The following is a 13,870-nucleotide window of genomic DNA, read 5'->3' as shown; positions in this document are numbered from 1 at the left end:
CTAGGTTCTATACCTCGACCCTAGGGTCGATTCCTATTATTGGGTTCGGGGCCTGTCTGCCCTGAGGTTTAATACCTTTTATTAAATACCTTAAAGTCCCATAAATTCATTTCGTTGGTTTCAATAAAAATTCCAATTAATAAAGAATACTTCTGTTAATCGTTGTTTTCAAGCATCCCGACCAATTCCAAGCTATAGTTGTCCTTGGATTGGATATAGGCAAACTTTGAAATGGTCTCTGCTCCCAATTTTCTTTTTTCAAAGGCAGCGGTCATTCCAAATGGAATCTTTTTACATCCTATCTCCCCTGCCCGCTTAATGGTCTGGAATAATAGCTGACGATATATTTGGTGTACTTTAGCATATTCGTAGTCCATTCCAATAAAGGCAGGAACATAGCCTTTACCAATATTTTTATAACAGAACATTACCCCTACCATTAGTTCTCTTCCATCTTTGGAAAAAGCTGCCTTCAGTCTAAGAGTTATAAATTCCCAACCTGGATGATCGTTCATGAGTTTGAATATTTTTTTAGGAAATGAAAAGGTGTTTAGCCCTAGATTGTTGTGTCTAACGTTCTCCAAAAGATTAAATAGATGGTCGTGCCCATGTGGGTCGATTTTATCCTTGACCTCTACCCTAAACCGCTCTTCATAAGCAGCGATATCTTTTCTAAAATGACTTCTGGAGCGTTTGGTTAGGTTTGAAATATAGGTTGAACTGTCTTGCCAATTTAGTTTGGTTATGATACTCGAATCTGGCATGGATACTTGTATAAAACCATGATTATGAAAAAAATCATGAAGTTTATCATCTTTGATAAAGTCTCTAAACACCAACATTTTGGTATTTAACTTATGGTCCAATGCCTCCAATGCATTCAACATCTGTAGTAAAGCTTCATGCCATAAGGCATGCGAAGTATCCAAATACATGTGATTTCCTTCCGTAAACAAGGACCCCATTCCGAGAACATTTGATGTCATGAGATAGGGGTTCTGTTGTCTTGATTCCTCTACTTTCCGGGAGACCGATTCAGGGGCCAACATATCGTCCTTCCAAAGGGAGTAGGTAAAAAAAGTAGCCAGGACGGGTTTGTTCATTAGGTCTCTAAAAATATAATAGTGAAATCCCCAATTTTCTTCTTTCTTTTTGTTTTTCGAAAAAAGTGCTTCCAAAAATCGTAGCCCTTCCCAATCGAAAATACCGTATTCCCCTAATAAGGCATCCCAGCTATTTTTAGGTATTTTGGAAATACTATTGGTGTACTGAACTTTCAGATTATTCTTCGACTTTTTATCTATTTTTTTTATGTCAAGTGTTGGCAGTTTAAAAGCGGACCTTACCTTTTCGTCCGAGCTATAAGTTGCTTCCAGGGCACGGGGGTAATGATATTGCATGGCCTCTACTAAGCCTTTGATTTCTTCCTGTTGATTATGTCTTGAAATAGTGATACGTACACCGGTATTTTTTACAGGGACGGCGGGGAATAATCCCAAATTGACAAAATATCCTTCCTGCATCATCCTGTTTACAAAATTATAACCTGTTATTGGCATTCCGGTACCAATATAGAATACAGGTGAATTGTTCTTTTCAACCAGTGGGAGGTCCGATTGTGTAAGGAGCATATTAAAATACGCTATACGCTCTTCGAGATCGGCCTGGAGGGAATAGATTTCTGGTGACAAGTGTATGTTGGCCGAAGCAATGGCAGCTGCCACGGATGCCGGTTCCAATTGGGCTGAAAAAGTCAAGGGTCCTCCAAAATTTTTAATTTTCGCGTACATTTTGGCATTGGAGCACGTAAGTACGGAACCGCTTGCACCAAAAGTCTTGCTCAAAGTTCCAAAGAGTAAAATTTGTTCAGGAAGCTCCTTTAAATTATCCAGTACATATCCGGTTCCATTCTTTCCGATCCAACTCATACCGTGAACATCGTCAAAATAAAGGTGTAGTTGTGGATATTTATTAGAAAGTTCTATTAGTTCCGCAATAGGTGAAACATCACCGAACATGGAATATACTCCATCTGCCATATACCAGATTCTTCTATGTTTCGATGAAAGCTTTCTAATCCTATCCTCCAACATTTCCAGATTGTTATGCCTGATCATATCGATTGGAATGCTCCTGGATTTTAGAAGTTTTACAGCACTTTGTACGCTCCAATGCACCTGATGATCTAGAACGATGGCATCCTGATCCGCAACGGCACTGGGTATGACCCCCAAATGTCCCAGGGTACTATTTTTAGTAATTATTATTGGGGTGGAATACATTTCGGTAAGCTTTTCTTCCAGAGTCCTGTACAACGGATGTGAAATATAGGTTTTTGAAAGTGGGAATTGTGTGCCATATCGATCGATAGCGTCCATAGCGGCTTTTTTTAATCTTTGATCCTGTTCCAGGCCCAAATATACGGTGGTTCCGAAGTGAAAAAGATTCCTTTGTCCAATGCGTATATGCCTACCGGTCAATCGGTCTCCCTCGGCATATAGATGTAGTACTCCCTGCCTTTTGGCATCGTTGAATACACTGTCTACAGTATCAAGAAAATTGTTGTGTTTTATCTTCGCCATTTTTTGGCTCTTTTATAAGGTGACCTCTAAATAAACAGTTTGTTTTAAGGTGTAAAGTACATATAATCAACATTATAACACCACTAAAACCCCTTGTGGCACGAAATAAATCCCTTTTGGAACATTAATAATCCCTTAGAGATAAGTTCTATATTATTATATAGATAATCGTACAAAATTTGTATAAAAATTATTACTTTGAATTGCATTTTTGGAGAGTTACCATGAAAAATAGTTTCGAAAATGAATATGCCGAGTATTGTATAGATAATGGAGTTGTCCTTTTTGTCTACAAACAAAATATTGCTATCGAATTGGCCGGAGCTATGGAAATTGTGTCAGATCGTTTAAAACTGCAAAAGGGCAAGGCCTACCCTATTCTTTGTGATATAAGGGGTATTAAGGATATTAATAAGGATGCCAGAAGATATCTGGCTACCGAAGGCTCTTTGCTTACCAAGGCTGTGGCCTTTATTTCCGATACCCCCCTTTCCCAGATGTTGACCGATTTATACCTGATTGCCAACATACCTCCCATTCCCACCAAGGTAGTTGGAAATGAGTTGGAAGGAATGGAGTTTCTTTTGGAATTTATTGAATGAATGGACAAGCTGCATAATAACAAAATCCAAGATCCATAATTGAAGTGTTTTAATGTAGTAACATAGCCTGTGAATCCATGGAGAACCTAACTTATAACAATAGGCTTAACAAAGTTTTTCAACTGTTGATAGAAATATCAAGGGGCAACTTTTCCTATCGCTTGGAAAGAACCGATAAGCAGGACGAACTAGAGGCTCTCTCTGCCATCGTGAATATTGTTGCTGAAGAAATAAAGGATTCCTTTCTGCACCAAGGGTATGTTAATATGCACGACTCCTATATGCACTTGGTGCAAATGATTTTTTTCTTGGATAAGAACTTTAGAATGGTCTATATCAACCAAGATGTCACCAAATTATTGCACTGGAAAAAAATAGAGCTCCTAGATCTTCCCTTAGTAAATCTTCTTGAAAAAGAATCGATAAAAAAATGGGTCAATTTTACCAAGGCTCTTAAACCCGACCAAGCTTTTGAAAAAAATATGCGACTGGTATTTAGGACCAAATCGGATTTACAGCTTCCTGCGTACTGTAAGATTGTTAACCTGCCCCAAAAGGGTTATTCCACGCCCAGTTATATGCTAATATCTTCGGATATTGTTAAAAACACCGAACTACAGGAAAGAAAATTGCAATCCAAAATCTTAAAACAAATACGACGCCCCAGACCCAAACATCTTATTGAAGAAAAGTCTTTTCTAAATGTATCGGATTTGGAAACTTTCAGGGCTATAGGAACCTATCTCAAAAACAACCTTGACAAAAACGCCCCGTCCCTGAAGGAGTTGGCCCATGAATTTGGCACCAATGAATATAAACTTAAAAGGGGGTTCAAGGAGTTGTTTGGGATGACTGTGTTTCAGTTTCTCAAAAATGAGCGACTGAGGAATGCCCATATATGGGTGAAGGGTTCCAATGAACCGTTTAAGCGGATCGCAAGGCAAAATGGATTTAAAAACGCCACCCATTTTTCACGTGAATTCAAGGCCCGGTATGGATATACGCCTAGAGATCTAAGGGCCAACTCCTGACCACAACATTATAAAAACAAATCCTTTTCAGAACAGTTATTATCCCAGAGAGATAAATCGACCACCTTACTTTTATACCATTCAATATCAAAACGATACAAATGATATGAAATGGCAGCAAAAACATAGCACCGTAATTTTAGAAGCCATTACTCTGCTTTTAATTATTCTATTCACTTATGCCGGACTTACCAAGTTAATGGAAGGGCATTTGTTCTATGACAACATCAGGAATTCACCAGTACTTGGGGGCAAGGCCATGGCCTCTTTGGCCGCTTGGGTCATACCCCTATCGGAACTTACCGTTGCCGTGTTGTTGGTCTGGCGCAGAACCCGGATGATTGGATTATATGGAGCACTGGGCCTTATGCTGCTATTTACAGGTTATACCGTTGCCATTGTGTTTTTTGCCCCTTATAGGCCCTGTTCCTGTGGAGGTGTTATCTCGCTATTGACCTGGGAACAGCATTTGGTATTTAATCTGGTATTGCTTCTTTTGGCCATGATGGCCATATCATCCTCCCTCAAAAAAAATACCATGGGACAAGATCCATCAAGGACCATGGAACCGAAAAAAAATTAAAATGATGAAGATATTTTGTTGCGCAACAAGAGCAGGGGGAAGACCGAAAACCTGTACAAGAGAGTAGGCGCTTATTATTAATTAAAATTATATTATCATGAAAAAGTTGAAATTGATATTACCGATGTTGGCATTTATTTTTGCCATAGCACTGTCGTTTGCATTTGAAAATGCAACGGAAGAAGTAGACTATGCAACCAAATATGTACGTGTAGGTAGTAATTGGCACGCAATAGAGGTTGATTGTGGCCTTGGAAGCTCACAGTGCGTAGTGATTTTTACCGAGGATACAAGCGAAACCCCTTATCAGGTGTACAATTCTCAGGACTTGGAGGATGAAGCTTTGGGTAGCACAGATATAAAACCCATTGAAGGCCCTGCCCCTTCAAACTAACCGGTTTTATAAATAGCGTACGGTACACTATTACAGTACCGTACGCTTTTTTTCTATCTGAAAATTATTCTTTATTATTGGCCGATGTCATCTTGAATACCAATGGATCCTTTTTTAAATATTTGTTGGCTATTTTCCAAATATCCTTGGGTGTTAAGGATTTTATATACTTCTTTTTTTGAGAACCATCCACCCAGGACAGGCCATATCTATCGTAATCATGCATTTTGTTTAAGGTGCTACTATAACTGTCAACTTCTTTTGTATAATGTAACATCCCATTAATCATATTCTCAAGCAATGTTTCATCAACAGGTGACATCAACAGTGTATCTACCACTTGTTTGGATTCCTCTATCATTCTTACCGTATCTTGGGGCAGACAGCTTAAACGTATAGATATTTCGTTATAGTAGTGGGATTTTACATAATTGGAGCCTGCCCCTGCGGCATATACCCCTCCCTTTTCAGATTCAAAACGCAACTTCCTCATCAAGAGCTCCGACATTATCCGCCTTAGTAAATCTATCTTTATCGTTTCCTTCCAGTCCAACAATTCATCCGTTTTAGTGACATGGATCAGATGGATCATTTCCGTTTCCAAAGGTTGGGTCAAAGACACTGTTCTCGAAATGCAGCCTAACTTCATAGATCGAAGCGATGGTTCAACTTCCGTTTTTAATTTCTTGCCCTCGATAGCCTTTAGATTGCCCAAATATCTCCTACATAGCTTTAAAACTTCATCTTCTACAAAATCACCGGCAAGCATGAAAGTATATTCTCCAGCATTGGAAAACAATTGATTATAAATCTCAATAGCCCTGTACAAATTGGTCCGCTCTATTCCTTTTAAGGCCTTGGATCCCCTTGGAAGAAATTCATTATCGGGCAAAACCTCCCTTATCGTATTTTCAAAATCCTCGTAATTTATGTCAGGTACATAATTCTTGAAATATTCCACTTGGGTTTTCTTCCAGTCCTTAAAGGCAATATCACTATTACTGATATTGGGGGCTTTAAAATATAAATAGACCAACTGCATGGCCGTTTCCAAATCTTTGTGGTTGACATATCCCCGAATTCCCGTTTCGGTATTTCCCACATAAGGATCAACGTGTCCCTTAAAGTTAATATGATCAAGATAGTTGGAGAGTTGGAACTTATCCAACCTTCCTACCCCTACATTTTTAACTATGGCCGAACTATTGATCGCTGAATAATAATCCTCCTCGGGAAAATGATAGGCCCCTTTATACGTATAACCATGAAAGCTGATCGTGTTTTTCTTGTTAGGTGTAACGCTAGAAGGCTGCGGATAGGATTTTAGGATGACCTTAACGCCATTGTTCAGGACATAACCAATTGTTCCCGGAATTTTAGAGTTTATTTTTTTTGATGATATTTCGGTCAATTTATCTAAGGCCGAGGTATCCATCAGCTCCTTCGGAACTTGGGGAGGGGTATATGGATGTAGAGGTGTCCTATCTACCTCTAAAAGCCATTCTCTTATTTCCTTTTCAGAAATTGATAGGGCAGTATGTCCGGACGGAGCCAAAACTACAATGTCATCAGGTTGGTCCTCTACATATGTTCTGATAGCATCGTTAAAATCCGCTGAAGTCAAATCTTTAAGGATTTTGCCAAGTAACATTTGCTTGTTCTGTGGCAATGGAGTGCCATAAACGAAATGATCAATTATTTCGTTCTTCCAATAGTGGATCGTGGTAGTATCCTCATTGGTTATTGATACCAGCAGATCTTGCTTTGCTTTTTCAAATTCCTCTTGGGAAAAACCATAGATCTCGATCACTCTCAAGGTTTCCATTACCTTTTTTAGAGCTTCCTTCTCTGGTCCCCCTTTTACAGCAATGTGCAATTTAAGGGCTATGGCTGGTCCTATTATTTTGCTCCTGGTCTTAAAAGAAACATTGTATGCACTTTGCTTTTCGTTGAATCGACCGTTCAACATATCGATAAAAAGCGTTTGGATCAGGTTTTCCCTTAATCCCTCAACAGAATTGTTATTACTTCTTTTTTTTAATCGCTTATATAAACTGAAAATGGCATTCCCACTTTTGGAGTCCGTCAAAGCCGTTTCATAAGGCCTTTTTATAAATTTTTGTGCTTGTTGCATATATTCCCGATGTTTGTCCTTAGCCGGAATTTTTAAACGGTCCGTGATATTATTGGAGAATTTCGCCTTTAACCCATGCTCAAGCTCACCCATATTTTCAATATCTCCAATAATAACTAAGGACATCAGATCAGGTCGGTACCATTTTTTGTAAAACTTGATCAAGGAATCCGGGTCGAATGTTTTTAAATGATCCCTATAATTTTTTGGTTGTATAACACTTGCTCCCTGAATTTCCCTTTCCATAAAATTTAGCAAGACAGGAGCGTCCCAATTCTGGTCATAAATTTCGTTAAGTACAGCTATACGCTCCATATCAATGAGTTCCTCATTTAGTTGCAAACCCCATATTATATCATGAAAAAATAAGAGCGCAGTGTTTATGGCCTCCCTGTTTTTGGCGGATACGACCATCTTATAATCAGTGAAATAGTCATAGCAATGACCGTTCAATTGACTAAACCCCATCCCTATCCTATCAAAAAGCTCGGAACTCTTTCCCCTGGAAATGTGCTTTCCTGCGGTAAAGGCCAAATGTTCCATAATATGGGCAAATTCCGATTCGCTGGTTTCTTCCATAGCAGACCCGACCCTTACAACAAATCGCATGTCTATTTGTGAAGACCTATCCGAGGTGGATTTTATATAATAGGATAGGCCATTGTTCAGTTTTCCGTACCGAATGGTCGGATCCAATGGAATGGAATCCTTTGTCTGTGCGGAGTGCACGGCTACTGCATGTAAACATATTATGTTTATCAATAGGAATATTATGGTAGTTTTTTTCATGGCTTTTAGCTTAAATAGGATCAATACCCTTGATTTTGCGTCATGTTCGGATTTTTTCTGATCTCTTCTTCTGGAATAGGGTAATTAACATCGGTAGACTGCCAAAGTGGCTTTATTGGGCCTAGTGTTTCAGTAGCCTTTTCGGTGCGTTTTAGATCCAACCATCTATGACCCCATTCCGTAAACAACTCCCTCCTTCTCTCCTTCATGATCGCTTCCAAAAGCTCATCTTGTGCAATATTGGGATCCAATATGGCTATGGGCTCCAGGCCTGACCGTTGCCTTATTATGTCCAGATCTGCTATGGCCCCTGGTAGTTTTCCCTGCTCTGTGCGGGCCTCTGCCCGTATCAGGTACTGTTCCGCCAATCTTAGAACCATACTGTATTCCGTAGCGTCTCCTATAGCATTTTTTATTTTGTACTTGAAAGGGTAATAGTACCTTTCATTTTCGGTATCATAGATCCCGATCCAGTTTTGAATTCTGAGGTCGTTGTCTGGAAATGCCGCGAAAAGGTCTTCCGAAAGGGCCACATTACCCGTATTGGTTAGGAGGATAAAGACATTACCTTCCCGTGTGTGGGATCCAATCTCTCCCCTGCCCTTAGGTGAAATCTGCCAAATGGCTTCCCGACTATTGGCGAGGAAAACGGCATTTAGATCGTTCAAGATGCCAAAGTGCTCCGTACCATTTATTACTTGTCCACTCCAATTCTCGGCTTTCTCCCAATCTTCTAGGTATAGGTAGACCCTTGCCAAGAGAGCCATGGCCGTAAACTTATTGGGGCGTAGGCGCTCCCCATTCTCATAATTGGTATCCAAAAGTTCAATGGCCCTGAGAAGGTCTTCCTCTATTTGATCGTAGATTTCGTCAATTGGATTTCTGGACCTATTGGCATTATTGCGGTAATCCGAGCTAAGGATCAATGGCAGGTCGCCATATAGATTGACCAATTGGAAATAGGTGAACGCCCTAACAAAAATTACCTCGCCAATGAGCTTTTGTTTCATGGTTTCGCTAACCCCGGTATAGGTGTTTAAGCCATCCAGTACCGCATTGCACATGTAGACAATGTAATATGCACTTGACCAAATTCCTAGGTTATTGCTATTCTGAATTAGGATTTCATTTTCCTCAAAATCTACTCGATTGGCACTTGATACAGTTGACCGGAGATTGTCCGAGGATAGTCCCGCCAATACCGTTATGGAGTTCACAAAACCACTGGAGAAAGCGGAACGGGACAGTTCATTGTATATCCCCAAAACAGCACTATTTGCGGTTTCGTTATTACTGAACACGGTCTCACTTACAATTTTATGGTCGGGGATATCCACCTCTACCAAATCTTCGCAAGAAGTATATGAAAAACATAAGAGGATGAGCATTATATATGATCTGTATTGCATAATAATAGAATTTAAAGTTTAAGTTGTATTCCACATGTAATCGTTCTCAATGGCGGGACCACTTTTCCACCTTGCGGGTCCAAGCCTTTAAAGTTGGTGATGGTAAAGAGGTTCTGAGCATGAGCGAAAAGAGTACATGTATTTACTTTTATATGGCTTAAGATCCTATTGGGAAGTTGATAGGATAGTGAAAGGGTCCTTAATCTTAGAAAGGATGCATCACCCACGAACAGATCACTGTTCAAAACCCTGTTATAGGCCAAAAAGGAAGTTATGGATTGTGATAATTTTTGAACCTTGGGATTATCCCCTTCTTGTCGCCATGGATCAAGGACTTGTGTTGTATTATTGCCAAAGCGACCTGGGGTAATGGTTAGGTCGGACAAATAGGAATCCTGTTTCACATATTCCATAAAGAATGATAGGTTAAATTTCTTGATGTTTATGGTATTTTGGATGCCTCCATAGTATTTTCTTCCCATATTCCTTATTACCGTTTGATCTTCGAAATCGTAACGGCCATCCTCGTTGACATCGGTTATGGAATAGCGACCGTTGGTAGGGTCAATTCCGCTATACTTATAGAGAAAGGCCACATCCAATGGCTCCCCGATTTTATAGGTAAAGCGATATGGACTAAGGTCCAGATTATCAAATTTCAACAGCTTATTGCTTGGAAATGTAAGGTTCAAGGAAGTTCGCCATGAAAAATTTTTGGCCTGAAAATTCAAGGTTGACAATGCCAATTCCCATCCGGTATTTTCAATTAGGGCCGGTAGATTAGCCTGCACCGAAGTAAACCCGGTTATACTGGGAAGCGGGTATCCAACCAATTGATTGGAAGATCGATTCCTGTACCAACTTAGGTCCACATTTACCCGGTCCTTAAAAAAGCCCAATTGGATTGATGCTTCCAGCTTTTTGTTTATCTCCCAGGAATAGTCCGGATTGTAAAGTTGTGTAGGATATAGGCCTCCTGGGCCCAGTGTTGGTTCATAGGTATCCATATATCCGTAATCCGGTATTTGATCGCTGCCAGTTGTACCATAACTTGACCTTATTTTGCCAAAACTGAGGAAGGAAGGACTATTTTTAAGGGCCCGTTGCCCTGCAAATATCCATGCACCGCCAATGGCCCAAAAATTGGCAAACCGTTTTCCAGGCCCAAATTTGGAAGAACCATCCCTTCTGCCCGTTAAGTTTAAAAAGTATTTCCGATCCCAATTTATTCCCAACCGACCAAATATTGCGGCATACTTATAGCTTATGTTCTCATTGTTACTTACCCGTACCTCATCTGCCGCTTCAAGGTTGCCTACCACACTGTCATCACTATAGCCGCTCCCTTCCATAGATAATTTGCTGTTCTGGTTGTTTTGAATTGTGAGTCCTCCCAGAACATCCAGGTTCAATTTTTTGAATCCCCTGTTGTAGGTAAGCTGGGGTTCCAGGATCCAAGATTTTCTCTTGGTAAAGGAATGATAGGAAGTAAGGGTTACCCTGTCCCATGTATCGGGATCATAGGAGTCCATCAGATTTCTGGTCTTGTCCTCGCTGTTAAGATTGGAATACCCCAAATTTGCCTTGAACCTTAACCCCAATAATAACTCATAAGAAATACTTAAGTTGGAAAGGATATTATCGGTTTGAATGGTTTGTGGCGCATATAATGTAGCCAAGGGATTGGTCCAGGTACCATTTTCCCAATTAAGACCGCCCTCGGAATTATAAAGTTCAGGTGCATTGGGAGGCAGTGTCAATGCTGAATGTACATAATTGGTTCCAAAAAAGAGTTTGTTGTTATCCACTCCGTAATTCGTGGAAAAATTAATATGGAACTTTCTGTCCGTAGAACTATGGTTCAAATTAAAATTGGCGCTAATCTTCTTGTAGCCAGAATCCCCAGGAAATACAGTGCCTTCCTTATGATAGGATCCTCCCAGTACATAAGTGGTATTGTCATTTCCTCCGGAAACGGACATGTTCAGATCGCTAATGGTAGAGGTTCCCCCTAAAAGTACATCCTGCCAATCTGTATTTCTGTTTTGATCCCAAAGTACCAGATCGGGTGCTCTTGTTTCTGTTGGCGTTATTCCATCATTCTCAAAGGCCTCTGTTCTTACCCTAATGTACTCCGCGGTATTCAATAATTGCATTCGATTGGAAACGCTGGGCAGGCCTGAATAGAATTTTACATCCAAGGAGGTCTTTCCTTTGTTTCCGGTACCTTTTTTGGTGCTGATCAGAACTACTCCATTGGCCCCTCGGGAACCATAAATGGCCGTGGCGTCCGCATCCTTAAGTACCTCGATGCTTTGGATGTTAGAGAGATTTAGGGTGTTCAAGGGGTCTATTCCAGAACTACTGGCAAAGGGATTAATGCTGCTTATGGGGCTTGAATTCACCGGAACCCCGTCCACAATAAACAGTGGGTAATCACCTTCAAACCTTAGGCTATTTCGTCCGCGTATCCTAATGCTTGCAGCAAGCCCGCTAACACCACTGGGTTGTATGATCTCCACACCCGGCATTCGCCCTTGTAATGCCTGCAATGGATTAACAACAGGCTGTAGTTCAATTTCCTTGGCCGTGACCCTGCTGATGCTCCCGGTGCGTTCCCTTTCCTTTACTGTATAGTAACCGGCATTGACTTCAACCTCTTGAAGCTCCGTGACCTCGGACTGCATCTCTACGTCCAGGGTGGTCCTGCCCAGTACGGGAAGTTCCCTGCTGTGGTAGCCCAGATAGGAAAAGACTAGGATATCCTTATTGTTTACCAAAAGGGAATAGCCCCCATTTGGATCGGTGAAGGTACCGGTATTGGTACCCTTGATAAGTACATGTACCCCTGGCATGGGTCCGTAACTATCGGTGACGGTACCACTAAGCTGGTACTGTTGCTGGGTATCCAGGTTGAAAAAAGATTTAAAACCATGCCCATGGGGGAAATGGGCAAAGTAAGGAGGGGGAATAAAAAAGCAGATAAATAGTAAGCAAAGACTTAGAATATCCCTGTATTCAGGATTATTTTTCATAATTTTGAAGATTAGATGAAACTTAGTTTTATGTAGTCTAGGCCTTCCAAACGTTTGCGTCAACTGGGTTTGGGAGGCATTTTTTATTGAAGTTCTATGTCATGGGCATAAAGTATTTACTGTTTATGGTATGCTTATATAATGGCAAGGGACATAGTTTACCTAAAAAAGTAACTGTTTCCTGGCCATAGGTAGGCCTTCCCTCCTGCCCCAAAGCTGTTTTAATTATAGCTAATAGGACAAATGGGCAGACCTAAGGGTCTTTAGGTTGCTTTGTCGTTATTTGGCCGGATGCCAAAAATGTGTGGATCGTGGATTATGGGATAAAAAGATTTTCGGGTTCCGGAAAAATTGGTACAACAGAAATCCCATAATAAATGAACTGATAATACCAGTTCAATGCAAACCTATATTGGGTTCTTGGGCTTTTTGGTAAAGAGAATGTCGTACACGGTATGCTGCAAAAGAACGGTAAGATGCCCAGCGGCCCTTTTACCAATTAAGTTACATAAGATGTGTTTCATAGCTCCTTTAGCCTTTTAGTGATTGCTTGCAAAAATTCTAAATAAAACAACGCTCGGCATAAAGTGGGTTGGGTCATAAGAGTTTAAAACCCCACTTAGGAACTAAATACTGGTTAAGCATATTGTGATAAGAAAACCCATGCCCCGGGTCATGGGCATCTTGCTTATCATCCCGTGCATCAAGTTACCAGTTTTTAGACCGGGAATCCAAGCGACTGCTTCTAGACTAATTCAAATAGAAGAATCGCAAACATATGTTAATGAGGTAAATATAATGAAAAATATTTATATGCGGATTTTTGTCCGCACTTTTTTCTTCGAGAACTTTTTTATTTGTCTTAAATGGATAAGTTAAGCAAATCAATTTGTTCTTATATTGCACAGAATTGGATTGAAGAATCCAAATCGCAAAGGTCATTTGCATTGGACCATGCCATTGATGAAAAAACCGTACGCAGGATAAAATCGGACCCAGATTATATAATTAGCTTGGTCACTTTAAAAAAAATATGTGACGGCCGAAATATAAGGCTTTCCGAATTTCTGGAATTATTGGGGTATTAAATTTCTCTGTGCTCTTTTCAATATAATTATTGTTCAACTATCCCAATTAGTCATTCTTGCCCAGGTTTCGGCCCAACCGCTTCCTTTTTTAATCCTTTAAAATGAATGGTTACCAATACTAGCTTAAGTTTTTGAATTTTTCAATCAATTGGCTCAATTATATCTAGACCTTTTTCCAATACTCCTCAGTGATAATGAATAATTTTGTGTGGATTTGGATTTT

9 protein-coding genes are annotated in these 13,870 nt (G+C 40.2%); 5 read left to right on the top strand and 4 right to left on the bottom strand.

The features are described from left to right. Positions 1-155 precede the first annotated feature (155 nt). Positions 156-2,582 (bottom strand): aminotransferase class I/II-fold pyridoxal phosphate-dependent enzyme, encoded by a 2,427-nt coding sequence (locus QSE00_RS15605; protein ID WP_286106646.1) that lies wholly within the window; start codon positions 2,580-2,582, stop codon positions 156-158. A gap of 224 nt (positions 2,583-2,806) precedes the next feature. On the opposite strand from QSE00_RS15605, the gene QSE00_RS15600 reads away from it, so the two are divergent. The 4 genes from QSE00_RS15600 (at position 2,807) to QSE00_RS15585 (ending at position 5,192) form a co-directional block, all read left to right on the top strand. Continuing rightward, a complete protein-coding gene (locus QSE00_RS15600) occupies positions 2,807-3,184 on the top strand; it encodes a DUF7793 family protein (protein WP_286106645.1) in 378 nt (125 codons plus the stop codon). A gap of 77 nt (positions 3,185-3,261) precedes the next feature. Continuing rightward, a complete protein-coding gene (locus QSE00_RS15595) occupies positions 3,262-4,215 on the top strand; it encodes a helix-turn-helix transcriptional regulator (protein ID WP_286106644.1) in 954 nt (317 codons plus the stop codon). 106 nt (positions 4,216-4,321) lie between these two features. Continuing rightward, positions 4,322-4,798, top strand: a complete 477-nt coding sequence (locus QSE00_RS15590) for a MauE/DoxX family redox-associated membrane protein (RefSeq protein WP_286106643.1) — start codon at positions 4,322-4,324, stop codon at positions 4,796-4,798. 97 nt (positions 4,799-4,895) lie between these two features. Beyond that, on the top strand, positions 4,896-5,192 hold the full coding sequence (locus QSE00_RS15585) for a DUF6520 family protein (protein WP_286106642.1): 297 nt from the start codon (positions 4,896-4,898) through the stop codon (positions 5,190-5,192). A 64-nt stretch (positions 5,193-5,256) separates the two neighbouring features. Here the strand turns inward: QSE00_RS15585 and QSE00_RS15580 are convergent, their stop codons facing one another. From QSE00_RS15580 to QSE00_RS15570, 3 genes are read right to left on the bottom strand one after another with little or no spacing between them, the layout of a single operon-like run. Further along, the gene (locus tag QSE00_RS15580) at positions 5,257-8,115 is read right to left on the bottom strand and encodes a M16 family metallopeptidase (RefSeq protein ID WP_286106641.1); all 2,859 of its coding nucleotides are present in this window, start codon (positions 8,113-8,115) and stop codon (positions 5,257-5,259) included. 20 nt (positions 8,116-8,135) lie between these two features. Beyond that, complete coding sequence (locus tag QSE00_RS15575) at positions 8,136-9,524, bottom strand: RagB/SusD family nutrient uptake outer membrane protein (RefSeq protein ID WP_286106640.1); 1,389 nt, start codon at positions 9,522-9,524, stop codon at positions 8,136-8,138. Positions 9,525-9,535: 11 nt separating this feature from the next. Then, positions 9,536-12,559: a SusC/RagA family TonB-linked outer membrane protein gene (locus tag QSE00_RS15570; protein WP_286106639.1), complete on the bottom strand. Its 3,024-nt coding sequence runs from the start codon at positions 12,557-12,559 to the stop codon at positions 9,536-9,538. Positions 12,560-13,425: 866 nt separating this feature from the next. Here QSE00_RS15570 and QSE00_RS15565 point away from each other — a divergent pair. Then, positions 13,426-13,647 (top strand): transcriptional regulator, encoded by a 222-nt coding sequence (locus QSE00_RS15565; protein ID WP_286106638.1) that lies wholly within the window; start codon positions 13,426-13,428, stop codon positions 13,645-13,647. Positions 13,648-13,870: the final 223 nt, after the last annotated feature.

Origin of the sequence: Arenibacter flavimaris, assembly GCF_030291335.1 — a bacterium.
In the GTDB taxonomy this organism is placed as follows: Bacteria; Bacteroidota; Bacteroidia; order Flavobacteriales; family Flavobacteriaceae; genus Arenibacter.
This window is presented reverse-complemented; position numbering and strand designations above follow the sequence as displayed.